The organism is Variovorax monticola (assembly GCF_051216855.1).
Lineage (GTDB): Bacteria > Pseudomonadota > Gammaproteobacteria > Burkholderiales > Burkholderiaceae_C > Variovorax.
Genome location: NZ_JBPJZP010000003.1, coordinates 567,217 through 592,472 on the forward strand (window position 1 = coordinate 567,217; position 25,256 = coordinate 592,472).

Sequence of the window (25,256 nt, forward strand, 5' to 3'; positions counted from 1 at the left end):
ATCGCCCTGCTCTTCGCTTAATCAGCACCGTCGGCGCGGACCGGCCGGGGCGGGCCGGGCCGCGCGGGCGCTCAGAAGCCCAGGCTCTCCAGCAGGTCGTCGACCTGTGCCTGGTCGGTCACCGCGTCGGGGTTGCCGGGCTTCACCTGGGGGCCGTTCTGCAGGCTGTGCGCGGCTTCGACGCGCTTCTCGGCCGGCGAGTTGTCGATGAGCACCTGGAGCAGCTGCGTCTCCACGTCGTTGACCACTTCCATCATCTTCTTGATGACCTGGCCGGTCAGGTCCTGGAAGTCCTGCGCCATGAGGATTTCCATCAGCTGCGAGTTGATCTCGCTCGCGCGCTGCGGCACCTGGTTGAGGTAGCCGCGCGTGTCCAGCACCAGCTCCCGCGCATGGTCGAGCTCGATCGGGTTCTCGAACCACTTGTCCCAGCGCTGGCTCAGGCCCTTGGCGTCGGCGGCCAGCGCTTCCTGCAGCGGCTGCGCCACGTCGATGGCGTTGAGCGCCCGGTGCGCCGCGCGCTCGGTGGTCTCGGCCACGTAGCTCAGGCGGTCGCGCGCGTCCGGAATCGCCTGGGCGGCCTTGGCCACTTCCTTGTCCAGGCCCAGCTCGCGCAGGCCCTCGCGCAGCTGGCGCGTCAGCTGGCCGATGCGGCCCAGCAGTTGTTCGGCGGTGTTGGTGGAGTCCGCGGCCTCCGTGGAGATCTGGCTCATGTCACGCCGCTTCCTTGGCAAGTTTCTCGAAGATCTTGGTGATCTTTTCTTCCAGCGTGGCGGCGGTGAAGGGCTTCACCACATAGCCGTTGGCGCCCGCCTGCGCGGCCGCCACGATGTTTTCCTTCTTGGCCTCGGCCGTGACCATCAGCACCGGCAGCTTCTTCAGCTCGGGGTCGGCGCGAATGGTCTGCAGCATGGTCAGGCCGTCCATGTTCGGCATGTTCCAGTCGGACACCACGAAGCCGAAGTTGCCCCCGCGAAGCTTCTCGATGCCGGCCGCGCCGTCCTCGGCCTCGTCGACGTTGAGGAACTCCAGCTCCTTCAGCAGGTTGCGCACGATGCGCCGCATGGTCGGGAAGTCGTCCACAACCAGGATTTTGATGCTCTTGTCGATCACGATATTTCCAGCTCCAACAGGTCTTTTTTCAAACTCGGTTCGCACGTTCACCGAACGTGCGCAGATGCGCCAGTACACGGCGGCTCACTTCACTCAGGGGAGACACGTCGTCCACCGCGCCCAGCGCGATGGCTTCGCGCGGCATGCCGAAGACCACGCAGCTCGCCTCGTCCTGCGCCAGCGTGTGGGCACCGGCGCGCTTCATGCGCAGCAGGCCCTCGGCGCCGTCCTTGCCCATGCCGGTCAGGATGATCCCGATGGCGTTCTTGCCCGCATGCTTGGCCGCGGAGTCGAACAGCACGTCGATGGACGGACGGTGACGGTTCACCGGCGGTTCCTGGTCCAGGTGGGCCACGTAGTTGGCGCCGCTTCGCGCCAGCGACAGGTGGAAGCCGCCCGGTGCGATGTAGGCATGGCCCGGCAGCACGCGCTCGCCGTGCTCGGCCTCCTTCACGTTGATGCGGGACAGCCCGTCCAGGCGCTGCGCGAAGGATCGCGTGAACCCGGCCGGCATGTGCTGCGCGATCATGACCGCGGGCGAATCCGGCGGCAGCGGCTGCAGCACTTCGCGAATGGCTTCGGTGCCGCCGGTGGACGCGCCGATGATGATGAGCTTCTCTGTGCTCAGCAGCGGGCTGCGCAACAGCGACTCCTGCGGCGCGTCGGTCGTGGCGCGCGCGGCGGTGGCGTGGCGGCTCGGCAGCAGCCGCGCGCTGGCGGCCGTGCGGATCTTGCCGGCGATGAGTTCGGTGTAGTTGAGCAGCCCGTCGCGCACGCCCAGGCGCGGCTTGGTCACGAAGTCGATGGCGCCCAGCTCGAGCGCGCGCAACGCGATTTCCGAGCCGCGCTCGGTCAGCGACGACACCATCACCACCGGCATGGGGCGCAGGCGCATGAGTTTTTCAAGAAACTCCAGCCCGTCCATGCGCGGCATTTCGACGTCGAGCGTGAGCACGTCGGGGTTGGTGACCTTGATGAGGTCGCGCGCCACCAGCGGGTCGGCCGCGGTGCCGACCACCGTCATGTCGCTCTGGCTGTTGATGATCTCTGTCATCACGCTGCGGATCAGTGCCGAGTCGTCGACGCACAGCACCTTGATTTTCTTGACGCTCACCGGTTTCCTTTGATTGCGGCCGCCGGCGCCACACGGGCGACCGGCACGGAGGCCGTTCGTTGCGAATCGGGCGCGGTGCGCAGGCCGGTGAGCCCGCGCAGCAGTTCGCCTTCCACGTTCTGTACCTGCTGCACTTCGGTCTGCGCGCGCAGCTTGCGCACGATGGCCTTGCCGGTCGAGGGCAGGAAGCACACGCGGCGCGCATGCGGTCCGCGCAGGTCCTGCGCGGCGACCTCGATGCGTTCGTCGCGCAGGTAGCGCAGCACGAAGTCCGCATTGCGGTCGCCGATGTTCAGCGTCGTCATGTTGGCCAGCACCGCGCCGCCGCCGAACACCTTGGCCTGCAGCCGGTCGCGACGCGCGCCCACGCGCACCAGCTCGCGAATGAGCACGTCCATGGCGTAGGCGCCGTAGCGCATCGATTCGGTGGCGTCGCGTTTGGTGGCCCCGGCGCCCGCGTCGCCCTCGTCGGGCAGCATGAAATGGTTCATTCCCGCCACGCCCGCTTCGCGGTCGTGCAGGCAGGCGGCCACGCACGAGCCGAGCACCGTGCTCAGCACGGTGTCGCTCGAGGTCACGTAGTACTCGGACGGCAGCAGCTTCACGGCCATCAGGCCGACGTCGCGGTCGAAGTAGTGATGGCTCGCCACCGCTCCCGGCGCGCCCACGTGGGTGGCACTCATGGCAGGCCCGCGGCCCGCGCGCGCGCCAGCTCGTACACGGTCTGCCCCAGCGGGCGGAACGCCGGGTTGACGAGCGACGCATTCTCCGAATGCCCGGCGAACAGCAGGCCGCCCGGCTTGAGCAGCGGCGCGAAGCGGTCGAGCACCTTCTTTTGCGTCGGCTTGTCGAAATAGATCATCACGTTGCGGCAGAAGATCGCGTCGACCGGCTCTTTCACCGGCCACGAGCTGTCGAGCAGGTTGAGCCGCGAGAACTTCACCAGCGCCGCCACCTCGGGGCGAATGCGCACCTTGCCGGCGTTCGCGCCCGTGCCCTTGTTGAAGAAGCGGCGCAACCGCTCCGGCGCCAGGGCGCGCACCTGCTCGGTGGTGAACACGCCGGTGGCGGCCTTGGCCAGCACCGCGGTGTCGATGTCGGTGGCGATGATCCGTGCGGAAGCCGCCTTGTCGCCCAGCGCCTCCATCAACGTGATCGCCAGCGAATAGGGCTCCTCCCCGGTCGATGCCGCCGCGCACCACACCGTGACCGGCTGCTGCGCGCGGCGCACGTGGTCGGCCAGCGTCGGAAAGTGATGCGCCTCGCGAAAGAACGAGGTGAGGTTGGTGGTGAGCGAGTTGATGAACAACTGCCACTCGTCCCCGTCCTGGCGCTCCTCGAGCCAGTCGAGGTAGGTGGAGAACTCGGGCACCTGCAGCTCGCGCAGCCGGCGCGAAATCCGGCTGTACACCATCTGGCGCTTCTGCTCGCCCAGGGCGATGCCGGCGCGGCGATGGATGAGCGTGCGAATGCGTGAGAAATCGCTGTCGGTAAAAAGAAACTCGGAGTTCACGGCAGCCTTGGAAATGTGGCTTTCAATGTACATAGCACTCGCCGTTTCCAATGCGCCGATCAGACGCACCAAAGCCCTGCACTTTCAGGGGCCTGGAGGCCGTCACGGTCATGGTCATGGTCATCTCACGGTCCCGTCGCGGCCGGGCCTGCGTCCTGCGACCACACCATGGCCGACAGTTGCGCCGCGTTGACCTGCGCCGCGCTCACGAACAGCGCTTCGGACAGGCGCGAGGCCTCGCCGTTGTCCAGCTCGCAGGCCTCGGCCAGCGCCACGAAGGGGCCGTAGAGGCCGCCCCGCGACAGGATGGCCTGCTGCACCGCCTCGGTGAGCTGCACCTTGCGCAGCACGCCTTCCATCGACACCCCCAGCAACTGGTCGAGCAGCGAGAACATGCCGGCCACGAACAGGTTGTCGGACTCGCTGGGCGGCAGCATGCCAAGGCCCATGAGCTCGACGAAACGCCCGCGCAGGATGGCCTTCTTCATCATGAAAGGCGAGCCCGACTTGTTGCTGGTGGCCAGCAGCAGCGACAGCCAGCGGTACAGCGGCGAGTAGCCCAGCATGGTCACCGCGTGGCGCAGCGAATGGATCTCCACCGCCACGCCGACCGACGGCGAGTTGATGTAGCGCAGCAACCGGTAGGTCAGCGCGGCGTCGTGCTTGAGCGCGGCCTCGATGGCACGCACGTCCTCGTTGCGCTGGATCATCTGCATCAGCTGCACGATGAGCAGCGATTCGGGCTGCAGCGCGTCCTCGGCCTCGCGCACCGGCGGGTTGCCGAACGTGCCGTCGATGAACACATTCACCCGGCGCGCGATGCAGGCCTCGTACTCGTGCCAGGTGCGCACGCGCGACGCGATGAGCTCGACCGCGGGATGGCCCAGCAGCATTTCCTGGCGCATGCGCGACACGATGGCCACGTCGGCGGCATCCACCTCGAAGTGCGTGACGATGGCGCGCAGCTCCGGGTCTTCGGGCAAGGCCTGCGCGCCGCACAGCATGAAGCCGAAGCCCTGCTCGCGCAGGAACAGCAGGATGGAGCGCATGTCCGCGTCCAGCAGGTCGTCCGGGCCCATGCACAGCACCACGTTGTTCGCGGGCAGCGACTGAAGTTCGCTCTGGAACAGCGCGTCGACGGCCACGTCGACGAACACCACCTGCGGGCCCAGCAGCCATCCCGCGTTCTCGGGGTTGAGGTGCACGGCGAGCGTGTCCATCAGCGCCTTGACGCCGACGGCCGCAGATGCAGAGCGCGACCCGGGCATGTCACCCGGCGCGCGCCACGCCATGCGATAGCCGATGACGCGGCGGTGCGCGTCGAGCAGCATTTCATAGGCCACGTGGCCGTTGGCGCCGGGCTCGTTGGAGACCGGCGAAGCACCCGGGGCGCCGTTGCCGTTGGCGTCCCCGGAACCGGAACGTCGGAAGAAATCGAAACGCATTCAGCTGTCTCCGTCTTGTGTGGGCGTCAGAGAGCGATGGCGTCGGTCCTCCGGGCAGCCCCCGCCAGCGCGACCGCGCTCGCGGCCTGCGCGCGCTGGATGCGCGGCATGGCGCCTACGTCGATGATGAAAGCCACGCTGCCGTCGCCCAGGATGGTGGCGGCAGAGATGCCCGGCACCTTGCGGTAGTTGGTCTCCAGGTTCTTCACCACCACCTGGTGCTGGCCGAGCAGCTCGTCCACCATCAGCGCGAAGCGGTTGTCGTCGGCCTGCACGATCACCAGGATGCCCTGCGTAGGCTGGGTCTGCGCGCCGCTCACGTCGAACACGCGGTGCAGCTCGATGAGCGGCAGGTACTCGCCGCGCACACGGATCACATGGCCGTCGGCGGTGATGGAATGCAGGTGCTCGGGCAGCGGCTGCAGCGACTCGATGACGTAGCTCAGCGGAAGAATGTAGGCCTCGGTGCCCACCTTCACCGACATGCCGTTCAGGATGGCCAGCGTGAGCGGCAGGATGATTCGCGTGGTGGTGCCCTGCCCGCCGCGCGAGTGGATTTCCACATGGCCGCCCATTTCCTGGATGTTGCGCTTGACCACGTCCATGCCCACGCCGCGCCCCGAGATGTCGGTGACCTGCTCGGCGGTGGAGAAGCCGGGCGCGAAGATCAGTTGCCACACCTCCTCGTCGGGCATGGTCTCGCTCACGGCCATTCCCTGCTGCAGGGCCTTGGCCAGGATGCGTTCGCGGTTGAGGCCGGCACCGTCGTCGCTCACCTCGATCACGATGTTGCCCCCGTGGTGCTGCGCCGACAGCAGCAGCTGGCCGGTGGCGTCCTTGCCCTTGGCCAGGCGCACTTCGGGCGTCTCGATGCCGTGGTCCAGGCTGTTGCGCACCAGGTGCGTGAGCGGATCGACGATGCGCTCGATCAGGCCCTTGTCGAGCTCGGTTTCCTTGCCGTAGGTGTCCAGGCGCACCTGCTTGCCCAGCTTGGCGCTGACGTCGCGGATCACGCGCGGGAAGCGGCTGAACACATAGTCCATCGGCATCATGCGGATGGACATGACCGACTCCTGCAGGTCGCGCGCATTGCGTTCCAGGTGGCCCAGGCCGCTCAGGAAGCGTTCGTAGGCCACGGGGTCGAGCATGGTGGCGGCCTGCGTGAGCATCGACTGCGTGATGACGAGTTCGCCCACCAGGTTGATGAGCTGGTCGACCTTCTCGACGTCCACGCGGATGGAGCTCGACTCCTTGGCGACGGCCACGGCGGGTGCCGCGGCGGCCGTCTGCTTCACGGTCGCCTCGGCGATCACGAGCGGCTCGGGTTCGGGCTCGGGCTGCGCCACGGCAGCGGGTGCCTCGGCGGCGGCCACGGCTTCGGCAGCGCCTGCCGTGTCGCCTGTATCGCGCGAGATGTCGATCTGCGATTCATCGATGACGAAGCAGCACACCGCCACGATGTCGTCCGGGTCGCAGGTGGTTTCCAGCAGGATGGTCAGCTGGTCGGCGCTGCGCGTGCGCGAGCGCACGGTGCCCAGGTTGGTGAGCTCGCCGGCCAGCAGGTCGCCCTCGCTGTCGGACAGGCGGGCGAAGCGGATGCGCAGCACGCCGTCTCCGGCGGCCGCGTCCACGGGTGCGGGTGCGGCGGCAACCGGTGCGGGCGCCGGTGCAGGCGCGGGCGTGCGCGCGGCCAGCGGCTTGGGCGCCGCGGTGCCGTCGCCGCCGTTTTCCTGCGCGAGCTGCTTGAGCACGCCGCAGATGTGCGCGACCATGTCGGGATCCGGCTCCTTGCCGGCCTGGTAGGCGGTGAGTTGTTCTTGCAAGGCGTCCTTCGTTTCCAGAAAGGCATCGATCATCGAAGCGCTCAGGACCAGTTGCCCGTGGCGGGCGCGGTCCAGCAGCGTCTCGAGCACGTGCGTGGTGTTGGTCAGGGCTGTGAAACCGAACGTCGCGGCGCCGCCCTTGATGGAGTGCGCCGCGCGAAAGATGGCGTTGAGCTGTTCGCTGTCCGGCGACTCGACATCGAGCGCCAGGAGCAGTTGCTCCATCTCCGCGAGAAGCTCGATCGCTTCGACGAAGAATGCCTGGGTGAATTGACTGAGGTCCATCTCTTGGTGCTCCGGGCCTGCGCTCTCACGCGGGCCGCATGTGGTTTCTTGGCGTTGTCATCGCGACGCGAGCGTCGCCTTGGGAGCAGGCGCGGCCGACACGTTGCCCACGCGTGTGCCCACGGGTTCGGTGCTGTTCTCGTGCTCGATGCGTTCCTGCGTGCGGCGGTTCAGCAGGATGATGCTGATGCGCCGGTTGATCGGGTTGCGCGGGTCGGCCTTGTCCAGGTGCATGCTGTCGGCCAGGCCGATCACGCGCAGCACCTTGCCGTCGGTCATGCCGCCGACGACGAGCTCGCGGCGCGAGGCGTTGGCGCGGTCGGCCGACAGCTCCCAGTTGCCGTACGAGCGGTCGTTGGTGTAGACGATGGCGTCGGTGTGGCCCGACAGCGTGATCTTGTTGGGCAGCACGTTCAGCGCCGGCGCCAGCTCGCGAAGAATGGCGCGCATGTGCGGCACCACGCGGGCGCTGGACAGCTCGAACATCGGGCGGTTCTCGGTGTCCACGATCTGCAGGCGAAGGCCTTCGGTGGTGATGTCGATCAGGATCTGCGAGCGGAACTGCTGGAACACCGGGCTCTTGGCGATGAGCTCGTCGAGCTGCTTCTTCATCTCGTACAGGCGGCTGGCGTCGGCCTCGTCTTCGCTCGTGTTCTCGGTGTTCCTGACCTCGCCCTCGACGTGCATCGGATCGGGGCCGCCGCCGGAGATCATGCTGGAGCTCAGGCTGGCCTTGTCGCCGCCGTTCATCGCCACGCGAAGCGGCATGCGGAAGTGCTCGGCAATGCCGTCGCGCTGCTTCGGGCTGGAGATGGACAGCAGCCACATCACCAGGAAGAACGCCATCATGGCCGTCATGAAGTCGGCATACGCGATCTTCCAGCCACCGCCATGGTGGCCGCCGCCGTGCGCCTTGTGCACGTGCTTGATGATGATCTTCGGCTTGCCTTCGCTCATGGTGGCTCTGTCGTTCGCTAGCTTGCTGGGGGTTGCGGTGTCGGGCTGGGCCGGGCGTCAGCGCGCCTTGACCTCGCGAACGTGGTCGTCCAGCTCGGAGAAGGACGGGCGCTCGGTCGAGAACAGCACCTTGCGGCCGAACTCCACCGCGAGCTGCGGCGCGTAGCCGTTGAGGTTGGCCAGCAGCGTGACCTTGGCACACTGGTAGATCTTCATGCTCTCTTCCACCTTCTGCTCGATCAGCGAGGCCAGCGGCGACACGAAGCCGTAGGCCAGCAGCACGCCCAGGAAGGTGCCCACCATGGCGTGGGCGATCAGCGCGCCCATCTCCGAAGGCGGCAGGTTGGCCGAGGCCAGCGCGTGCACCACGCCCATCACGGCCGCAACGATGCCCAGCGCCGGCAGCGCGTCGCCCACGCGGGCCAGGCTGTGGCCGGGCACCATGGCCTCGTGGCGGATGGTCTCGATCTCGTGGTCCATCAGGGCCTCGATCTCGTGGGCGTCGGTGTTGCCGCTGATGACCAGGCGCAGGTAGTCGCTCAGGAACACGGTGATGCCCTCGTGCCCCAGGATGTTCGGGTAGCGCGAGAAGATCTCGCTCTGGGCCGGGTTCTCCACGTCGGACTCCAGCTTCATCATCCCTTCCTTGCGGGCCTTGGCGAGCAGCTCGTACAAGAGCGCCATCAGGTCCATGTAGAGCTGGCGGTTGTGCTTGGAGCCGCGCAGCAGCAGCGGCAGTTCCTTCAGGGTCGCCTTGATGGTCTTGCCGTTGTTGCCCGCGATGAACGCGCCCAACGCCGAGCCGCCGATCATGAGCAGCTCGATCGGCTGGAACAGGACGCCGAAGTGCCCGCCCATGAGGGCGTAGCCCCCGAACACGCAACCGATCACCACGATGTATCCAACCAGAACCAGCACGGGCTACCCCTATCGCCCTGAGGCGTCAATTCATCCAATCCCCGAACGTCCGCAAGACGGGCGCGGGGGTACTTTTTCTAGCCAGCGCCGCCGAGGTCCAACGCCGGCCCTGCGGCCACCAACCCACCGAAACCGCTCAGTCGCACGTCGGCGAGCTTGGGCTTGCGTGCCTTGCCGGCGCGCGAAGGCGGACGGCACAGCACACACACATATCCGTTCTTGTGATCGTGCGCATGCGCCACGAAGTGGCCGCCGCAGCGGCTGCAGGGGCTCAGTTGCAGCATGTCGCTGTCGAAGAAGCGCACCATCGTCTCGGCGCGGGTGAAGTCGAGCACCACCTCGCCGCCTTGCGACGAAACCTGCTCCACATAGAGCCGGTAGGCCTTGATGAGCGCGGGCAGTTCGTTCTCGTCCGCCTCGTCCAGCATGAAGCGGTAGATGTTGTAGAACATCGACGAGTGAATGTTGGCGAGCCACGTCATGTACCAGTCGGTAGAGAACGGCAGCAGGCCCTTGGGCGGCGAAACGCCCTTGAGTTCCTTGTACAGGCGGATCAGTCGCTCACGGCTCAGCGACACCGCCGCCTCGAGAAACTGCAGGCGCGCGCCGAGCCCGATCAGCTCGACGGCGAGCTGGACTTCACGGACCTCGCCAAGGACGCTCTTGCGGGTGGTCATGCAGCCGCCACGCCCGCGTCGCGCATCTGGCCCTGGGCCTGGATCTGGCGCGCCGCCATCAGGATCGACATGTGAGCCTGCTGCAATGCGGGCTCCTTGCCTTCTCCCACCACAGCGAACATCGGCCGGTCGTCCAGCCTGAAGCTGCACAGCAGGAAGTTGGAAGCCGCCAGCTTCACGATCTGGCTGAGCGACATGTTCGCCAGCAGATCCGCGAGCTCGCGCCCCACGCCAAGCCGGAACATGGCTTCCGCCCTGTCCTGCTTGACCAGCTTCTGCGCGAGCAGCATATAGGCCAGGTTTATTTCGCCGATTTCCTTGGAAATCACGCCGCCTGCATTGAAATTACTGTTTTCCACGTCTTGTTCCATTTCCAGTTTTCAGTCCAACAAAGGTTCTAATCAACCGTGTATACATTCTATACACAAAGTTTTACACTTTGAAGTACTTTGTAAGAGATGGCGACAAAAAAAGTAGGAAGCGTCCGACAAAACCCCTGCTCTCTCCCTGTGAGAGAGCTTGCCCGGGGCAGAAAATGGGGTACCCAAAAACCTGCAACCAGTGGTTACAAACATACATATTCGGGAATAATTTATTCATTTCAATTTGCGAATTAATAAAGACTATGGGCATTCGGCCATTCAATGAACCACTGAATTTTTTATTCAGATTCTGTTCATCCGAAGGTCCATGACTTTGCATTGATTTCGCCTGTCTAATTCTGTTCACGGCCTTCCAGGCCGTAGATCCACGCCATGACCTCGGCCACCGCCAGGTACAAATCGGGGGGGACGTGCTGGTCGAGGTCGACCTGCATCAAGAGCTTCACGAGGTCTGCCGACGAGTGCACGTACAGGCCGTGCGCGCGCGCCTCGCGCATGATCGATTCGGCCGCCACGCCGTAGCCCTTGGCCACGACGACCGGCGCCTTGGTCTTGTCGGCGTACGACAGCGCGATCGCGCTGGGCCGGTTCTCCATGGCGTCGTTCAGGGCACCGCTCATGCGGCCTCCGCCATGGCTTTTTCCGTGACCTGCAACTGCTGCAGCTGCAGGCCCGCGGCCTCGAAGCGTTTCGCGAGCTGGCCCGCGTCCCCGCGCAGCCGATCGGTGGTGGTGGCTTCGCGCGCCGACAGGTGCGCCTGCACCGCCGCGCCCGCAAGGCTCAGACGCAGCTCGACTTCGCCCAGCCGCGGCAGCGCCAGCGACACGGTGGTCGACCAGCGGCGCTCGGCCTGCGGCGCCGAGTCCGCGCCTTCACGGGCATCGTGCGTGTCCTGCTCCTGCTCGATGGACCAGCGCATCGGCACCTCGGGCCAGGCCTGGCCGCTCCAGCGGAAGGCGGCGCTGGCCAGCAGGTCGAGCTGCTGGTGCACGAGCGTGACCGCCTGCGGATGAATGACTTCGGTGCCGCGCGAGGCTTGCGCCACGGCGGCGTTCTCCGACGAACGGGCGATCTCGCCGGCGCGGTGCGCGGGCATGTCGCCGTCCAGGGACGCGCGGGCCGGTGCGCCATCGCTCTGGCCGTAGGCGGCCTGCAGGCGCGAGGCATCGACCGATGCGGCCGTGGCAGCCGATGCGGCGGGTACGGCCGCGTCCGGCGCCTGCGCCGTGCCGGGCTGGGCCGCGGCATGGGTCGACGGCGCATTCGCCGGTGTGTGTGTGCCGGGGGAGGCCGCGCGCGCCAACTCGCCTTGCGGCATGGCGGCAGAAGCCTGCGACGCACCGGCGGGCAGCAGCACATCGACGGCATCTGCCGCTGCGGCCGCCGCGGTCGTCGTCGCTGCTGTCGCCGCCACGGCATTCGCCGAGGCGGCGGCCGTTTCGGGACGCGCGACCAGGGGCCCCGCCCAGCGCGCCTGCGGCTCGCGTGCCATCTGCGCCAGCGTGCGGGTGCCGGTGGCGAACTCCGCCAGGTGCGCTTCGTAGAAGAGCCCGCTGTCCGACACCGTGCGCGCCAACGCGCCTGCCAGTGCCGCGGCGCTGGCAGGTTGCTGGCCCGAAGCCAGCAGCGGCGCCGCGCCGTGCACCGGCCCCGGCTGCGCCTGCAGGTCGGCCAGCACAGCGCCGATGACGCGTGCCGCCACCGACAGCCGCGTGGCCACCGACGACGGCGCACCGCCGCCGGCATGCACTGCGCCGCCGGTCAGCGCACCCGGTAGCTGCCGGTCGAGCGCGGCATTGGAAGGCAGCCGCACATCGTTGTCGACCTTGGCGACGCCCACGGCCGGGCCCGGCGCGCCGATGGTCGTCTCGCCCTTGATGCCCAGCACGTCGAGGCGCGGCGCGAGCCGGGCGGCCAGCAGCGCGTCGATCAGTCCGGCAAGTCCAGTCATGGTCGTGGCATCTCGGGTGGGGGTTCAGGCGGGTGCAGGCAGGCTCAGTGCGTCTGCCCGTAGGCGCGCCCCAGGCTCTTCTGCTTGTGGAGATGACCCATGCGGTCGATCAGGTCGTCGAGCTGCGGCTTGATCAGGCCGGAGACTTCGGCCTGGTCCGTGCGGATGCAGTCCAGCAGGCCGAGCACGCGCTCGATCTGTATCGCGTCCAGCATTTCCAGCGGCTCGATGGCGCGCAGGCGCTCGACCAGCGCCGAGCAGCGGGCCTCGAGCTCGGGCAGCTTGCCCCATTCCTTGACCCGTGCCAGCACCAGCATCTGCGCGACGCTGGCTGCTAGCTCCTCATAGCAATGAACGACCTCACTCCGGACTGCCATCTTGTTACCTATCCCTGTTGTCTTGTAGTTACGGCCGCGTCTCAGCCGCGGCTTCGGTCGTCGATCTCGCGCCAGGCGGAAGCGACGTTTTCGAGCAGTTGCCCCGCTTCGTCCAGCGCCTGCACGTCGTTGTGCAGGTTGGCCTGGAACAGCCGCCGCACGACGTAGTCGTACAGCGCGGACAGGTTGCCCACGAGTGCGGCACCGGCCTCGCCGGCTGCCTGCGCATCGAGTCCGGCCTTCAGGCCGTTGTCCACGATGCCGATCGCCTTGGAGATCGCGTGGCCCTTGGCCTCGATCTCCCCGGCCACCATGTGGTGCCTCGCCATGCCGATGGCGGTCTTGGCGCCGTCGAACAACATGACGATGAGCTGGTGCGGCGACGCGCTCATCACGCTGGTTTCCACGCCGACGCGCGCATAGGCGCCGGCGCCGGTGCGGAGGTTGTGAGGGGTGTACATCGCTGCGGCTCCAGGTCTTCGTTGTCTGTCTTACTTGCTGCTGCTCGACATCGCGTCGAACTGCTGCGTGAGATAGGTCTTCGTGTTGTTCATGCTGGCGATCATCACGTCGAGCTGGGTGAACTGGGCCTTGTAGCGAGCGACCGCGGCATCCACGCGCACCTGCATCGCGTCGTACTGGGTGTCGAGCTGCTTGATGGTCGAGGTCACGCCGTCGCTGGCCACCTTCAGGGCGCCGGTGTTCAGGTCGGTCACCAGCGCATCGATCTGCTTGCCGTAGCCGCCGGTGCTGCCGGTGGCGCTGGAGAACAGGTTGGCCACGCCCTTCAGGTTGCCGGCCAGGGCCTTGTCGAGCTTGGTGGCGTCGATGGCGATCGTGCCGTCCTTCTGGAAGGCCACGCCGATCTCGGTGAGCACCTTCATGTCGTTGGTGCCGCCGTCCTGCGGCGTGGTGAGCGCCTGGCGAATGCGCGTCTGCAGGTTGCGCAGCGTGGTGTCGCCGACCAGCGCGGCAGCCGTCTTGGTGTCGGCGTCGTACGTCGTGAGCGTCTTGGACGTGCTTTGCAGCGCGTTGTAGGCATTCACGAAATCGGTGATCGCCGACTTCACGCCCGCCGTGTTTTCCTTCATCGACAGGCCGGTCTTGCCGGTGTTCACCAGCGTGAGCGTGGCGCCCTGGATGGCTTCCTTCACGGTGTTGGTGGCGCTGGTGACGTCGATGCCGTTCACGTTGAGCTTGGCGTTCTGCGCCGCGCTCGTCTGCTTCAGGTTCTGCGTGCCGGCCGGGTCGTTGTTCAGCAGGTTCTGCAGCGGCGCGTCGCCGGACACCGAGATGCGCATGCTCGACTTCTCGCCGGTCGTCGCGGACGTCAGCACCAGGCGGTTGGGCGTGCCGCTGCCGTCGTTCACGATGCTGGCCGTCACGCCGGCGTTGGCGCCGTTGATGGCGTTGCGGATGCCTTCCAGCGTGTTGTTGTTGGGGTCGATGGTGATCGTCTTGGCGGCCTGGGTCGCGTCGGCGGTGAACGTGGCGCCGCTGTACTGGCCGGTGGCGGCGTTGAGCGTGCCGCCCGTGACCTGGCCGAAGCCGATGGTGATCGTGCCGTTGCCGATGGGCGTCTTGGTGTCGGCCTGGCCCGGGGCGATGACCGTCTGCGCCTGCGCGAGCTGCGTCACCTCAATGGAGTAGTTGCCCGCGGCGCTCGAGTCCGTGGCCGAAGCCGCCAGGATGCCGCTGACCGTGGGCGTGCCGGTCACGCTCTGGAACAGCGCCGGGTCACCCAGCTTCTTGGCGGCGGTCTGCAGCGTGCTGAGCGCGCTCTGGATCGTGCCGTAGGCCGAGAGCTTGCTCGTGTAGCTCTTGGCCTTGGCCTGCAGCGCCACGAGCGGCTGGCTCTCGGCGGTCTGGAGTTGCGTGAGCAAGGTGCTGAGGTCGAGGTTGGAGCCCACGCCCAGGCTGCTGATCGTTGCCATTTGAATTTTTTTCCTGATTGCTGCGGTTGCAGATGAAGATTCGGACGCGGGCTCAGGCCGCGTGGTCCACCAGCAGGCCCTTGCCGTCGCTCATGAGCTTGGCGATGCGCACGACTTCCTCGTTCGGAATCTGGCGAATCACTTCGCCGCTGGCGCGGTCGATGACCTTGACGATGAGCTTGTCGGTGTCCTTGTCGACCTCGAACTGCACGCCGACCTCGCGCAGCGCGAGCGCCGTGTTCACCTGGTGAACCGCCTGCTCGACCTGCACCGGCGTCGCCTCTTCCTTCGCGTCGGCCCTGGCACCCGAGGCCGCACCGCGCTGGCTCGCGCCCGTGGCGCCACCCAGGAGCATCTGCGTCCACGGGCTGTCCTTCACGGGGTTTGCTGGCACGGGGTTCGACATCTTTTGCACCTTGTTCTTTGCTGGGTTCGCTGTCCTCTGCGGCCTCGCCTTCGGGCATGGCCGCAGAGGACAGCGCAGGCGCTCCCGGCTTGCGTCCGGGTACCTGCACCGGCCGGACCCCACCCTTGCGGGCGGGGAACGGCGTTTCTTCTGGCTTCTAGCTAGCCTGCGTCGATCAACGCAGCAGCGACAGCACGCCTTGGGTGGTCTGGTTGGCTTGCGACAGCACCGAGGTACCGGCTTGTTGCAGGATCTGCGCGCGCGTCATGTTCGACACTTCCGTGGCGTAGTTGGCGTCTTCGATGCGCGAACGCGACGACGACAGGTTGGTCACCGTGGTGCCCAGGTTGGCGATCACCGAGTCGAAACGGTTCTGCACCGCACCCAGCGAGGAGCGCAGCTTGTCGACCTTCGACAGGGCGGCGTCCAGTGCCTTCAGCGGGTCCACGGTGGACTTGGCGTCGCTCACGGCGTTGGTCGTCAGCTTGCCGGCCTTGGCGGAGTCGGCGTACACCGTGCTGCCTTGCGCGTCGGTCACCACGCCGTTGGCGTTCAGGTTGATCGATTCGGCGGCGGTCGTCGTCAGGCCGCTCACACCCATGTAGGCACCGGTCACGGCGCCACCGGCTGCTGCCACTGCGTAGGCAGCGGTAGCACCTGCACCGTCGATGTCGATGGAACCAGCGCCGGCGTTGATCTTGGCCTTGACGGCATCGGCCGACGTCGCTTCGTTCGTCACGGCGAAGGCGTTGGCACCAGCTGCAGCGCCGGTCGCGTTGACGGTGTACTTGGCACCGGTCGAAGCGATCGTGATCGAGTCGCCAGCGGTGGTCATGCCGTTCGTGGAGTCGACCAAGGCGGTCAGCGTGGCGCCCACCGTGGTGCCCGAGCCGGTCTTCGTCAGGTTGTTGGTGCTGTCGAGGTACAGCGCCGAGCCGTCGGCAGCGTCGGTCAGGGTGCCGTTGCTGTCGATCTTGACGTCCATCGAGTGGGTGCCGAGCTTGACCGTGGCGGTCACGCTGGTGCCGGCCGGCGGGGTCAGGGTCGAGAGCGTGTTGGTCTGGCTGCGAGCAGCTTCAGCCGCCGTGTAGCTCTTGGTCGCCGCGCTGTAGGTGTACGTTGCGGCGCCGGTCGAGGTGACCGTACCGCCGTCTTGCATCTTGGCCAGCACGTCGTTGGCCGTGGCGCCGTTGGCGGCTGCGGTCAGGGTGCGGGTGTAAGGCGTGACGCCGTTGGTGGTCGTGCCTGCGGCGAAGCCGGCGACCAGCAGGTCGGAAGCGCCTGCAGCCTTGTTCTTCGAACCGGTGTTGTTGACGTTGAAGCCGTCCAGACCCAGGGTCTTGGCACTGACTTCCTGCAGGTCGATGTCGATGGTTTCGCCATCGTTCGCGCCGACTTGAACGGTCAGCTTGCCGGCGTTGGCCGACAGGACCTTCACGCCGTTGAACTGGGTCTGGTCCGACACGCGGTTGATTTCGTCCAGGCGCTGGCCGATTTCCGACTGGATCGAGTCCAGGTCGGTCGACGAGTTGGTGCCCGTGGCGGCCTGCACCGACAGTTCACGAACGCGTTGCAGGTTGTTGTTGACTTCGGTCAGGGCGCCTTCGGTCGTTTGAGCGATCGAGATGCCGTCGTTGGCGTTGCGCGTTGCTTGCGTCAGGCCCTTGATGTTGGCCGTGAAGCGGTTGGCAATGGCTTGGCCGGCAGCGTCATCCTTGGCGCTGTTGATGCGCATGCCCGAAGACAGGCGCTCGATGGCGGTGTTCAACGCCGACTGCGACTTGTTGAGGTTGTTCTGCGTGACCAGCGAGAGGCTGTTCGTATTGATGACTTGCGCCATGATGGACTCCTGATTAACAAAGGTTGTGTGACTCCGGCCATCGGCCGTAACGCTGGACCCGCTTCCGCTGTGAGACTCAAGCCATCGTTGATTTGGATATCGGCCAGCCCTTGCAAACCTTTAGGGCCGCGCACAAAAAAGTTGCACAGGGCCGTCCAAGCCACCCAACCGGGCACTCAAGCCTGCAGGTTCATCACTTCCTGGTAGGCCGTCACCAGGCGGTTTCGCACCTGCAGGCCGGTCTGGAACGCCACGTTGGCCTTCTGCAGGTCGACCATCACGTCGTTGAGCGCCACGCCGGGCTTGCCCAGTTCGAACGACTCGGCCTGCGCATAGGCGCTTTGCTGCGCGCCGCTGATGTTGGCGAGCGAGCGCTTCAGCTCGGCGGCAAAGCCGCCGGCCTCCCCGGCGGCGGCCGCGCCCGAGGACGGGCCGATGCCGGTGTTGAGCGCGGTGACGCGCATCTGCTGCAAGACGGATTCGATGGCGCTGATCGACATGGGATCTCTTCTTCCTGTGTGAACACTTCTGCGTGACTTGACAAGGAGGACGCAAGTCCTCCGGCTGGCCCGCAGCGTATCAAGGGAAGACCCCGATTCAAGCGCGCAACTGAGGGCGAAAACCCCGGCTGTTCGGCCATTCGAATTCCCATGCTCTGTTGACAATCGTCGCGAAACGAACATGCCGTGGACGACTTCACCGGCGCTCCGGAATGAACTCTCAACACCGAAATCTCTCTCCAAACATGGCACAGGACCGCAGCGGCCACCCCGGCGCCACCAAGGTGCGCGCATGAGTACAGCCGTGCCCACGGGTGACGTGCCCACTGCCGGGAATGGTTCCGGCAACGGCCTCCCCCCGATCCTGGAACGCCTGCGCGCCCAGCCCAAGCTCCCGCTGATCGTGGGCGGCGCGGCCCTCGTGGCCGCGGCCGCCGCGTTCATGCTGTGGAGCCGCGCGCCCGACTACAAGGTGCTGTACACCAACGTGTCGGACCGCGACGGCGGCGCGATCATCGCGTCGCTCCAGCAGATGAACGTGCCCTACAAGTTCGCCGAAGGCGGCGGCGCGATCCTGATCGCGGGCGACAAGGTGGCGGAAACGCGCCTGAAGCTCGCGGCGCAGGGTCTGCCCAAGGCCGGCGGCGTGGGCTTCGAGCTGATGGACAACCAGAAGTTCGGCACCAGCCAGTTCGCCGAGCAGGTCAACTACCAGCGCGGGCTGGAAGGCGAGCTGGCGCGCTCCATCGAGTCGATCGGCACCATCGAGGCGGCCCGCGTGCACCTGGCGCTGCCCAAGCCCTCGCTGTTCGTGCGCGACCAGAAGAAGCCCTCGGCCTCGGTGGTGCTCACGCTCATGCGCGGGCGCAGCATCGACGAAGGCCAGGTCAGCGCCATCGTGCACATGGTGTCCAGCAGCGTGCCCGACCTGGACGCCAAGAGCGTCACCGTGGTCGACCAGCGCGGCAACCTGCTGTCTTCCGCGCGCGGCTCCGACCGAGGGCTGGACGTGAGCCAGATCAAATATGCGCAGGAAATCGAGCAGGGCTACATCCGCCGCATCGAAGCCATCCTGCAGCCCCTGGTCGGCGCGAGCAACGTGCGCGCCCAGGTGGCGGCCGACATCGACTTCACGGTGGTGGAGCACACCGACGAGAAGTACAAGCCCAACCAGGACCCGTCGCAGGCCGCCATGCGCAGCCAGCAGAGCAGCGAGTCGGCGCAGCACGGCAACGGACCGCCGGGCGGCGTGCCGGGCGCGCTGTCGAACCAGCCGCCGGTGAACCCGACCGCGCCGATCGTCGGCCCGCGCGCACCGAATGCGCCGGGCACGCCGCCGCCCGGGACGCCGGGTGCACCGGGCACGCCCGGCGCGCCGGGTGCCAACGGCGCCACCACCGCGACCACCGCCGCCGCCACCACCGGCCCGAGCAGCACGCGCAAGGACACCACCACCAACTACGAGCTCGACCGCACCATCCGCCATGTGCAGCAATCCGCCGGCGGCGTGAAGCGCCTGTCGGTGGCCGTGGTGGTGAACAACCGCGACAGCACGGACGCGGCCGGCAAGACCACCAGCCGCGCGCTGACGCCGGCCGAGGTGGAACAGATCCGCAACCTCGCCAAGGAAGCCATGGGCTTCAGCCAGGACCGCGGCGACTCGCTCAACGTGGTGAACAGCGCCTTCGCCCGCGACGCCGACAGCGGCCCCGCAGCCGAGGTGCCGTTCTGGCGCGACCGCGAGAACATCGAGATCGGCAAGACGCTGGGCCAGTACCTGCTGTATGCGCTGATCGCCCTGTTCGCCTGGTTCGCCGTGCTGCGTCCGCTGGTGCGCCGCCACACGCCGCCGCCGCCGGCACCCGTGCCGGTCGCCGAAACGGCCGACTTCATCATCCCGAGCGCCGCGCCGGACGCCGCCGCGCCCTCGCCGGAAGACAGCCTGCGCGAACGCGAGGCCAACCGCAAGAAAGCCGACATGGACTATGCGCACGCCATCGCCGACAAGGACCCCAAGCTGGTCGCCACCCTGATCCAGCACTGGATGAACACCCATGAGTAACGAACTGGGAACCCGAAAAGGCGCCATCCTGCTGATGGCGCTGGGCGAAGACCGCGCCGCCGCCGCGCTGCACCAGCTGCCCACCTCCGAGGTGCAGACGCTGGGCCTCGCGATGTCCAAGCTGACCTCGGTCTCCAAGGAAGAGCTGGCCGAAGTGCTGGCCGAGTTCCGCCAGGAAACCGAGCAGCTGTCGGCGCTGCACCTGGGCTCGACCAGCTACATCCGCGCGGTGCTGAAGAAGGCCCTGGGCGAGGACCGCGCCAGCAACCTGCTGGAAGACATCCTGCAGCCCGACGAGCCGCACGGCGGCATCGAGCGGCTCAACGAGCTGGAGGCCGGCGAAGTGGCCGAGCTCATCCGCGACGAGCATCCGCAGATCCTGGCCACGCTGGTGGTGCACCTGGACCGCATGAAGGCCTCCGAGGTGCTGGAGAAGCTGCCCGCGCGCCTGCGCCACGACGTGATCATGCGCGTGGCCACCTTCGGCGGCGTGCAGCCCTCGGCGCTGACCGAGCTGACCGACGTGCTCACCGAGATGCTCGCGGGCCAGGGCCTGCGTCGCAGCCGACTGGGCGGCGTGCGCACCGCGGCCGAGATCGTCAACCTGATGAGCACCGCGGTGGAAGAAGAAGCCATCGCCCATGTGCGCGAACACGACGAGGCGCTGGCCCAGCGCATCGTCGACGAGATGTTCGTGTTCGAGAACCTGCTGGGTCTGGAAGACCGCAGCATCCAGCGCCTGCTCAAGGACATCGAGAGCGACTCGCTCATCATCGCGCTCAAGGGCGCGCCGATGGAGCTGCGCGACAAGTTCCTCAACAACATGTCGCAACGCGCCGCCGAGACCCTGCGCGAGGACATGGAACTGCGCGGTCCCGTGCGTGTGTCGCAGGTCGAGGCCGAGCAGAAGACGATCCTGCAGGTGGCCCGCCGCCTGGCGGAATCCGGCGAAATCGTGATTTCGGCGCCTGGCACCGATGACTTCGTCTGACCGCAGCGCCTCGGGCGCATTCACCCACGGCGCGAGCGAACGGCTCGCCGCCATCCACGCTGCCGCGCGGCAGGCCGCCGCGGGTCCCCTGCCCAGCATGACCAGCCGGCCGGCCCCGCCCGCGCTCTCCGCCTGGGAGCGCTGGGAAATGGGCACGCTCGACGGCAAGCCCTCGGTGCCCGCGAGCCGCAAGGCCGCCGCCGCCGCCGAGTTCAACCGCAACGGCAACCGCAGCGCCGCGCCGCTTTCCCCGGTTCCTCCTCCCGCGCCCCCGGCGCCCCGGGTCGACCTGGCCGAGCTGGCCCGCATCCGCAAGGACGCGCGCACCGCCGCCGAAGCCGAAGGCCGTGCCGACGGCCTGGCCGAAGGCCGCAAGGCCGGCCACACCGAAGGCCTGGCCGCCGGGCTGGCCGCCGCCAGCGCGCATGCGGAGCGCCTGCGCGCGCTCACGCTGTCGCTGCCCGACGCACTGCGCCGCGCCGAGGGCGAACTGACCGACACCGTGCTGGCGCTCGCGCTCGACGTGGCGCGCCAGGTGGTGCACCGCACGCTGAAGGCCGAGCCCGAATGGGTGCTGCCGCTGGTGCGCGACCTGCTGAACACCGAACCCGCCCTGCGCGGCGAGCCGCGCCTGCTGCTGCATCCCGACGACGTGGCGCTGGTGAAGAACAGCCTGGGCCACGAGATCGAGGCCGCCGGCTGGCTGGTGCGCAGCGACGACACCCTGGCGCGCGGCGGCTGCCGCGTGCAGTCCGCCAACGGCGAACTCGACGGCACGCTGGAGACCCGCTGGAAGCGCGTGGCCTCGGTGCTGCGCGAGAACGCCTCCGACGGCGGCGAACCCTCCTGAACGCCATGCGCGAGACCTCCACGATGCAGACCGCCACCGCCACCTCTGCCGCCAACCCCCACCTGCACAAGGTGCGCGCCGCGCTGGACAAGGCGCGCGAGGGCGTCGCCCAGTGCACCACCACCACCGCGTCGGGCCGCCTCACGCGCGCCGTCGGGCTGGTGCTCGAGGCCGTGGGCCTGCAGCTGCCGGTGGGCAGCGACTGCCTGATCGAGCTGCCGCCGGGCAATGCGCAGCGCTACGCCGAAGCCGAAGTGGTCGGCTTCGCGGGCGATCGCCTGTTTTTGATGTCGCAGACCGAAGTGGCCGGCCTGGTGCCGGGCGCGCGCGTGTTCGCGCGGCCCGTCACGGTGGAGCCCGGCATGACCGGCTCCAGCGGCAACGCCCACACCAAGCGCCTGCCCGTGGGCGAAGGCATGCTCGGGCGCGTGGTCGACGCGGCCGGCCGTCCGCTCGACGGGCTGGGCCCGCTCGACTTCGCGCGCAAGGTGCCGCTGAGCTCGCCACCGGTCAACCCGCTGAGCCGCGCACCCATCGATTCGGTGCTCGACGTGGGCGTGCGCGCCATCAACGCGATGCTCACCGTCGGCCGCGGCCAGCGCATGGGCCTGTTCGCCGGCTCCGGCGTGGGCAAGAGCGTGCTGCTGGGCATGATGGCGCGCTACACCAGCGCCGAGGTCATCGTCGTCGGCCTGATCGGCGAACGCGGGCGCGAGGTGAAAGACTTCATCGAGAACACGCTGGGCGAAGAGGGCCTGGCCCGCGCCGTGGTGGTGGCCGCGCCGGCCGACAACTCGCCGCTGCTGCGCCTGCAGGGCGCGGCCTACGCCACCTGCCTGGCCGAATATTTTCGCGACCTGGGCAAGGACGTGCTGCTCATCATGGACTCGCTCACCCGCTACGCCATGGCGCAGCGCGAAATTGCGCTGGCCGTGGGCGAGCCGCCGGCCACCAAGGGCTACCCGCCGTCGGTGTTCGCCAAGCTGCCCGCGCTGGTGGAACGCGCCGGCAACGGCGCGCGCGACGCGCAGGGGCGCGGCGGCTCCATCACCGCCTTCTACACGGTGCTGTCCGAGGGCGACGACCAGCAGGACCCGATCGCCGACTCGGCGCGCGCCATCCTGGACGGGCACGTGGTGCTCTCGCGCACGCTGGCCGAAGCCGGGCACTACCCCGCCATCGACATCGAGGCCTCCATCAGCCGCGCCATGACGGCGCTGATTCCGCAGACGCAGTTCGAGAGCGTGCGCCGCTTCAAGCAGATGCTGTCGCGCTACCAGCGCAACCGCGACCTGATCAGCGTGGGCGCCTACGCGCCCGGCCACGACCTGCAGCTGGACCAGGCCATCGCGATGTACCCGCGCATCGAGTCCTTCCTGCAGCAGTCGATGCACGAGCGCACCGGCTACGAGGACTCCATCGCCCACCTGGACGGCCTGTTCACGCCCGAGCGGCGCGCCTGAGCCCGTTCCGGCAAGCCACGCACACCCGACACCACGCAAGGACTTCTTTCATGACCCGCAAGCTTCCCCTCGGCATGCTGATCGACCTGGCCCACACGCAGACCGACGACGCCGCGCGGCGCCTGGGCACGCTGCAGAGCGCGCACCTCAGCGCCAACCAGAAACTCGAGCTGCTGCTGCAGTACCGCCAGGACTATCACAACCAGCTCGACGCGCTGATGCGCGACGGCCTGCCCTCCTCGCAGTGGCGCAACTACCGCAACTTCCTCGGCACGCTGGACGGCGCCATCGAGCAGCAGCGCGCCATCGCCACGCAGACCGAGACGCGCCTGGACAACGGCCGCGTCGACTGGCAGCAGCAAAAGCGCCGCCTGAGCTCGTTCGACACCCTGGCCGAGCGCGTGCGCGCCCAGGAAATGATGGCCGAGAACAAGCGCGAGCAGCGCGACAGCGACGAACGCGCGGCGCGCAAGTTCTTCGACCGCGCCTCGCACCCGACCCTTTGAATCCCCAGGAGCCGACATGTCACCCATGATCTCGCCCCCCGTCTCGCCCAACAGCGGCAGCCCGTCCGTGTCGCAGGCCGGTTCGCGCAGCCGCGGCGCGGACGAAGCGCAGGGCCAGGGCTTCGGCGCCGCGCTGGAGCGCTCGCGCGCCAGCAACGGCAACCCGCGCGCCAGGACCGCGGACGATGCGTCGGGCGCCACCGCCACGGCCGCCGAGCGCAAGCCGGTGCGCAAGCCCGGCGCCGACGAAGACACCCAGGACGCGCTGCCCGCCGACCCGAACCTCGCCTTCCTGGCGCCGGCCCACTCGCCGCTGCATGCGCTGACCCTCGCGGGACGCGCGGCGGTCAAGGGTGCCGGCGATGCGGCCGACGCAGCCAAGGCGCTCGATGCGGCCCAGGGCACCGTCGCGGCGGCGGACATTCACGCCGACGCTGCCGCGGCCACGGCCGACACGCTCGCCAAGGCCCAGGCGCCCCTGTCGGATGCGGCCACGCTGGCCGCGAACGCCAAGGCCACGCCCGAAGCGGAAGCGGCAGCCAAGGACGCCGCCAGGCCCGCCGCGGCGACCGCGGCAGCCAGCGCCGCCAACGCCGCGCGCGATGCCGACGCCGCGCCGACCGCTTCGCTGCAGGACATCGTGCGCGCCGCCGTGGCGGCACAGACCATGGGGGCAGGCACTGCAAAGCCCGCGTCGGCCTCCTCAGGCCCGGCCGCCGGCGCCGCCGCGGCCGGCCGCGCCGGTCCGCGCACCGCCGTGAGCGCCACCACCGCCGATCAGCTGGCGAGCGCCGCGCAACCGAAGGCCGCCGAGGGCGCCACGGCGGCCATCGCCGCCGCAGCAGCAGCCGTGCCGGGCGCCGCGAACGCCCCCGGCGCGGACGCCGACGCCAACGCGGACACCCAGGCGGGCGTCGCGCCCTTCTCGCTGCAGCAGCCCGCCGCCACCGCGGCCTCGGCCGGACGCAGCGACGAAACCGCCGCCGCGCGCCCCGCGGTGCACACCGTCGCCCCCGAGGTCGGCAGCGACAAATGGGGCCCTGCCCTCGGCCAGCAGCTGGCGCGCATGAGCACCACCGGCCACCACACGGCCGAGCTCAATCTCAACCCCGCCGGGCTCGGCCCGCTCAAGGTCACGCTGTCGCTGGGCGACAACCAGGCGCAGGCCATGTTCGTGTCGGCCCATGAAAGCGTGCGCAAGGCCGTCGAGGCCGCGCTGCCGCAACTTCGCAGCGCGATGTCGGAACAGGGCATCACACTGGGCCAGGCCTCGGTCGGCGCCGACACCCGCCAGGCCGGCGGCCAGGACGCCGCGTTCGCGCAGCAGCAGCAACAGCAACAGCAGCAGAACGCCGCACGGCAACAGGCCGCCAGCTACCCCGGCGCCGGCCGTGCCGCTGCCGCCACGCCCGCCGCGCCTGTGACGGCTGCGCGTGCCGCGCCGGCCACCCACGCGAGCGCGGGGGTCGACACCTTCGCCTGACGCCCGCCCTCCCCTCGGCGGCGCCTGCCCGGCGCCCGCAATGAACGGATATGAAACGCCTTTGTGCGCTTGTTCGACCGTTCGTTGCCGAGGGACTTCGCAAAGAATAGACCGGACCCGCAACCCCGCATCACCATGGCTACCTCCACTCCCGCCGCAACCGCTCTCCCGAATCAACAGGCCCCGCGCCGCTCTTCCAAGCTGGTGATCGGGCTGGTGATCGCCGTCGGCCTCGCGGCCGTCGCCGCCGCCGCGTACACCTTCATTCCCAGGTTCATGAACGCGGCGCCCGCGGCCGCGGAGCCGGCGAAGGCCGCCGCGCCGGAAAAGCCGATCTTCCTGATGCTGGAGCCGCTGACGGTCAACCTGCAGTCCGAAGGCCGCAGCCGCTTCCTGCAGATCGGCATGGCGCTGCGCGTGCCCGACGAAAAGACCAAGGCGCAGATCGTGGAGTACATGCCCGAACTGCGCAGCCGCCTGCTGATGCTGCTGTCCAACCGCACGCCCGACACGCTGGTCACGCCCGAGGGCAAGGCCAAGCTGGCAGAAGAAATTCGCACCGCGCTGAACACGCCGCTGTCCGCCGGGCAGCCCCCGCTGGGCATCTCCAACGTGTCCTTCAACACCTTCGTGGTGCAGTGACCCCCCTCTTCGGACAAGCGACC

At 68.2% G+C, this 25,256-nt stretch carries 26 protein-coding genes; 7 read left to right on the forward strand and 19 right to left on the reverse strand.

Going from position 1 to position 25,256, the window contains the following annotated elements; all coding sequences use genetic code 11:
* Window positions 1–71: 71 nt before the first annotated feature.
* The 19 genes from cheZ to fliE form a co-directional block, all read right to left on the reverse strand.
* Window positions 72–713 (reverse strand): protein phosphatase CheZ, encoded by a 642-nt coding sequence (cheZ, locus tag ACSFA5_RS13815; RefSeq protein ID WP_435444605.1) that lies wholly within the window; start codon window positions 711–713, stop codon window positions 72–74.
* A 1-nt stretch (window position 714) separates the two neighbouring features.
* Window positions 715–1,110: a chemotaxis response regulator CheY gene (gene cheY, locus ACSFA5_RS13820; protein ID WP_172839779.1), complete on the reverse strand. Its 396-nt coding sequence runs from the start codon at window positions 1,108–1,110 to the stop codon at window positions 715–717.
* 31 nt (window positions 1,111–1,141) lie between these two features.
* Entirely contained in the window at window positions 1,142–2,167 is a 1,026-nt protein-coding gene (locus tag ACSFA5_RS13825) for a protein-glutamate methylesterase/protein-glutamine glutaminase (protein WP_435444762.1), read from the reverse strand.
* Between the two features lie 56 nt (window positions 2,168–2,223).
* Complete coding sequence (gene cheD, locus ACSFA5_RS13830) at window positions 2,224–2,910, reverse strand: chemoreceptor glutamine deamidase CheD (protein ID WP_435444606.1); 687 nt, start codon at window positions 2,908–2,910, stop codon at window positions 2,224–2,226.
* Window positions 2,907–3,773, reverse strand: a complete 867-nt coding sequence (locus ACSFA5_RS13835; protein WP_435444607.1) for a CheR family methyltransferase — start codon at window positions 3,771–3,773, stop codon at window positions 2,907–2,909. Before ACSFA5_RS13835 ends, cheD begins: the two co-directional genes overlap by 4 nt.
* A gap of 92 nt (window positions 3,774–3,865) precedes the next feature.
* Window positions 3,866–5,185, reverse strand: a complete 1,320-nt coding sequence (locus ACSFA5_RS13840; protein ID WP_435444608.1) for an EAL and HDOD domain-containing protein — start codon at window positions 5,183–5,185, stop codon at window positions 3,866–3,868.
* Between the two features lie 26 nt (window positions 5,186–5,211).
* The gene (gene cheA / locus ACSFA5_RS13845) at window positions 5,212–7,293 is read right to left on the reverse strand and encodes a chemotaxis protein CheA (RefSeq protein ID WP_435444609.1); all 2,082 of its coding nucleotides are present in this window, start codon (window positions 7,291–7,293) and stop codon (window positions 5,212–5,214) included.
* A 57-nt stretch (window positions 7,294–7,350) separates the two neighbouring features.
* Window positions 7,351–8,250, reverse strand: coding sequence for a flagellar motor protein MotB (gene motB / locus ACSFA5_RS13850; RefSeq protein ID WP_435444610.1), 900 nt, complete (start codon window positions 8,248–8,250; stop codon window positions 7,351–7,353).
* Window positions 8,251–8,307: 57 nt separating this feature from the next.
* Window positions 8,308–9,168 carry a flagellar motor stator protein MotA gene (motA, locus tag ACSFA5_RS13855; RefSeq protein ID WP_435444611.1) on the reverse strand — a complete coding sequence of 287 codons (861 nt, stop codon included), beginning with the start codon at window positions 9,166–9,168 and terminating at the stop codon, window positions 8,308–8,310.
* Between the two features lie 77 nt (window positions 9,169–9,245).
* Window positions 9,246–9,845 (reverse strand): flagellar transcriptional regulator FlhC, encoded by a 600-nt coding sequence (gene flhC, locus ACSFA5_RS13860; protein ID WP_435444612.1) that lies wholly within the window; start codon window positions 9,843–9,845, stop codon window positions 9,246–9,248.
* A complete protein-coding gene (gene flhD, locus ACSFA5_RS13865; protein ID WP_435444613.1) occupies window positions 9,842–10,204 on the reverse strand; it encodes a flagellar transcriptional regulator FlhD in 363 nt (120 codons plus the stop codon). Before flhD ends, flhC begins: the two co-directional genes overlap by 4 nt.
* A 356-nt stretch (window positions 10,205–10,560) precedes the next feature.
* The gene (locus ACSFA5_RS13870; protein ID WP_435444614.1) at window positions 10,561–10,848 is read right to left on the reverse strand and encodes an EscU/YscU/HrcU family type III secretion system export apparatus switch protein; all 288 of its coding nucleotides are present in this window, start codon (window positions 10,846–10,848) and stop codon (window positions 10,561–10,563) included.
* Window positions 10,845–12,179 carry a flagellar hook-length control protein FliK gene (fliK, locus tag ACSFA5_RS13875; protein ID WP_435444615.1) on the reverse strand — a complete coding sequence of 445 codons (1,335 nt, stop codon included), beginning with the start codon at window positions 12,177–12,179 and terminating at the stop codon, window positions 10,845–10,847. Before fliK ends, ACSFA5_RS13870 begins: the two co-directional genes overlap by 4 nt.
* Window positions 12,180–12,223: 44 nt before the next feature.
* A complete protein-coding gene (locus tag ACSFA5_RS13880) occupies window positions 12,224–12,556 on the reverse strand; it encodes a flagellar protein FliT (protein WP_435444616.1) in 333 nt (110 codons plus the stop codon).
* A 41-nt stretch (window positions 12,557–12,597) separates the two neighbouring features.
* On the reverse strand, window positions 12,598–13,017 hold the full coding sequence (gene fliS / locus ACSFA5_RS13885; protein ID WP_435444617.1) for a flagellar export chaperone FliS: 420 nt from the start codon (window positions 13,015–13,017) through the stop codon (window positions 12,598–12,600).
* Window positions 13,018–13,047: 30 nt separating this feature from the next.
* Complete coding sequence (gene fliD, locus ACSFA5_RS13890) at window positions 13,048–14,490, reverse strand: flagellar filament capping protein FliD (RefSeq protein WP_435444618.1); 1,443 nt, start codon at window positions 14,488–14,490, stop codon at window positions 13,048–13,050.
* Between the two features lie 52 nt (window positions 14,491–14,542).
* On the reverse strand, window positions 14,543–14,896 hold the full coding sequence (locus ACSFA5_RS13895; protein ID WP_435444619.1) for a flagellar protein FlaG: 354 nt from the start codon (window positions 14,894–14,896) through the stop codon (window positions 14,543–14,545).
* A 175-nt stretch (window positions 14,897–15,071) separates the two neighbouring features.
* Window positions 15,072–16,736 carry a flagellin N-terminal helical domain-containing protein gene (locus ACSFA5_RS13900; protein ID WP_435444620.1) on the reverse strand — a complete coding sequence of 555 codons (1,665 nt, stop codon included), beginning with the start codon at window positions 16,734–16,736 and terminating at the stop codon, window positions 15,072–15,074.
* A 176-nt stretch (window positions 16,737–16,912) separates the two neighbouring features.
* Window positions 16,913–17,236, reverse strand: coding sequence for a flagellar hook-basal body complex protein FliE (gene fliE / locus ACSFA5_RS13905; protein ID WP_435444621.1), 324 nt, complete (start codon window positions 17,234–17,236; stop codon window positions 16,913–16,915).
* A 292-nt stretch (window positions 17,237–17,528) separates the two neighbouring features.
* On the opposite strand from fliE, the gene fliF reads away from it, so the two are divergent.
* The 7 genes from fliF (at window position 17,529) to fliL (ending at window position 25,233) form a co-directional block, all read left to right on the forward strand.
* Window positions 17,529–19,298, forward strand: coding sequence for a flagellar basal-body MS-ring/collar protein FliF (fliF, locus tag ACSFA5_RS13910; RefSeq protein WP_435444622.1), 1,770 nt, complete (start codon window positions 17,529–17,531; stop codon window positions 19,296–19,298).
* Entirely contained in the window at window positions 19,291–20,289 is a 999-nt protein-coding gene (gene fliG / locus ACSFA5_RS13915; RefSeq protein WP_435444623.1) for a flagellar motor switch protein FliG, read from the forward strand. The genes fliF and fliG overlap by 8 nt, the downstream gene beginning before the upstream one ends.
* Window positions 20,276–21,139, forward strand: coding sequence for a flagellar assembly protein FliH (gene fliH / locus ACSFA5_RS13920; RefSeq protein ID WP_435444624.1), 864 nt, complete (start codon window positions 20,276–20,278; stop codon window positions 21,137–21,139). The genes fliG and fliH overlap by 14 nt, the downstream gene beginning before the upstream one ends.
* A 5-nt stretch (window positions 21,140–21,144) precedes the next feature.
* Window positions 21,145–22,602 (forward strand): flagellar protein export ATPase FliI, encoded by a 1,458-nt coding sequence (gene fliI, locus ACSFA5_RS13925; RefSeq protein WP_435444625.1) that lies wholly within the window; start codon window positions 21,145–21,147, stop codon window positions 22,600–22,602.
* A gap of 50 nt (window positions 22,603–22,652) precedes the next feature.
* Window positions 22,653–23,108, forward strand: coding sequence for a flagellar export protein FliJ (gene fliJ, locus ACSFA5_RS13930; protein ID WP_435444626.1), 456 nt, complete (start codon window positions 22,653–22,655; stop codon window positions 23,106–23,108).
* 16 nt (window positions 23,109–23,124) lie between these two features.
* Window positions 23,125–24,591, forward strand: a complete 1,467-nt coding sequence (locus ACSFA5_RS13935; RefSeq protein ID WP_435444627.1) for a flagellar hook-length control protein FliK — start codon at window positions 23,125–23,127, stop codon at window positions 24,589–24,591.
* 135 nt (window positions 24,592–24,726) lie between these two features.
* Complete coding sequence (gene fliL / locus ACSFA5_RS13940; protein ID WP_435444628.1) at window positions 24,727–25,233, forward strand: flagellar basal body-associated protein FliL; 507 nt, start codon at window positions 24,727–24,729, stop codon at window positions 25,231–25,233.
* Window positions 25,234–25,256 lie beyond the last annotated feature (23 nt).

What these genes read in the sequence shown, in the direction of transcription:
- cheZ (WP_435444605.1), bottom strand. Translation starts at nt 713, where the DNA reads ATGAGCCAGATCTCCACGGAGGCCGCGGACTCCACCAACACCGCCGAA.
- ACSFA5_RS13825 (WP_435444762.1), bottom strand. Translation starts at nt 2,167, where the DNA reads ATGACAGAGATCATCAACAGCCAGAGCGACATGACGGTGGTCGGCACC.
- cheD (WP_435444606.1), bottom strand. Translation starts at nt 2,910, where the DNA reads ATGAGTGCCACCCACGTGGGCGCGCCGGGAGCGGTGGCGAGCCATCAC.
- ACSFA5_RS13835 (WP_435444607.1), bottom strand. Translation starts at nt 3,773, where the DNA reads ATGTACATTGAAAGCCACATTTCCAAGGCTGCCGTGAACTCCGAGTTT.
- ACSFA5_RS13840 (WP_435444608.1), bottom strand. Translation starts at nt 5,185, where the DNA reads ATGCGTTTCGATTTCTTCCGACGTTCCGGTTCCGGGGACGCCAACGGC.
- cheA (WP_435444609.1), bottom strand. Translation starts at nt 7,293, where the DNA reads ATGGACCTCAGTCAATTCACCCAGGCATTCTTCGTCGAAGCGATCGAG.
- motB (WP_435444610.1), bottom strand. Translation starts at nt 8,250, where the DNA reads ATGAGCGAAGGCAAGCCGAAGATCATCATCAAGCACGTGCACAAGGCG.
- flhC (WP_435444612.1), bottom strand. Translation starts at nt 9,845, where the DNA reads ATGACCACCCGCAAGAGCGTCCTTGGCGAGGTCCGTGAAGTCCAGCTC.
- ACSFA5_RS13870 (WP_435444614.1), bottom strand. Translation starts at nt 10,848, where the DNA reads ATGAGCGGTGCCCTGAACGACGCCATGGAGAACCGGCCCAGCGCGATC.
- fliK (WP_435444615.1), bottom strand. Translation starts at nt 12,179, where the DNA reads ATGACTGGACTTGCCGGACTGATCGACGCGCTGCTGGCCGCCCGGCTC.
- ACSFA5_RS13880 (WP_435444616.1), bottom strand. Translation starts at nt 12,556, where the DNA reads ATGGCAGTCCGGAGTGAGGTCGTTCATTGCTATGAGGAGCTAGCAGCC.
- fliS (WP_435444617.1), bottom strand. Translation starts at nt 13,017, where the DNA reads ATGTACACCCCTCACAACCTCCGCACCGGCGCCGGCGCCTATGCGCGC.
- fliD (WP_435444618.1), bottom strand. Translation starts at nt 14,490, where the DNA reads ATGGCAACGATCAGCAGCCTGGGCGTGGGCTCCAACCTCGACCTCAGC.
- ACSFA5_RS13895 (WP_435444619.1), bottom strand. Translation starts at nt 14,896, where the DNA reads ATGTCGAACCCCGTGCCAGCAAACCCCGTGAAGGACAGCCCGTGGACG.
- ACSFA5_RS13900 (WP_435444620.1), bottom strand. Translation starts at nt 16,736, where the DNA reads ATGGCGCAAGTCATCAATACGAACAGCCTCTCGCTGGTCACGCAGAAC.
- fliE (WP_435444621.1), bottom strand. Translation starts at nt 17,236, where the DNA reads ATGTCGATCAGCGCCATCGAATCCGTCTTGCAGCAGATGCGCGTCACC.
- fliF (WP_435444622.1), top strand. Translation starts at nt 17,529, where the DNA reads ATGAGTACAGCCGTGCCCACGGGTGACGTGCCCACTGCCGGGAATGGT.
- fliG (WP_435444623.1), top strand. Translation starts at nt 19,291, where the DNA reads ATGAGTAACGAACTGGGAACCCGAAAAGGCGCCATCCTGCTGATGGCG.
- fliH (WP_435444624.1), top strand. Translation starts at nt 20,276, where the DNA reads ATGACTTCGTCTGACCGCAGCGCCTCGGGCGCATTCACCCACGGCGCG.
- fliI (WP_435444625.1), top strand. Translation starts at nt 21,145, where the DNA reads ATGCGCGAGACCTCCACGATGCAGACCGCCACCGCCACCTCTGCCGCC.
- fliJ (WP_435444626.1), top strand. Translation starts at nt 22,653, where the DNA reads ATGACCCGCAAGCTTCCCCTCGGCATGCTGATCGACCTGGCCCACACG.
- ACSFA5_RS13935 (WP_435444627.1), top strand. Translation starts at nt 23,125, where the DNA reads ATGTCACCCATGATCTCGCCCCCCGTCTCGCCCAACAGCGGCAGCCCG.
- fliL (WP_435444628.1), top strand. Translation starts at nt 24,727, where the DNA reads ATGGCTACCTCCACTCCCGCCGCAACCGCTCTCCCGAATCAACAGGCC.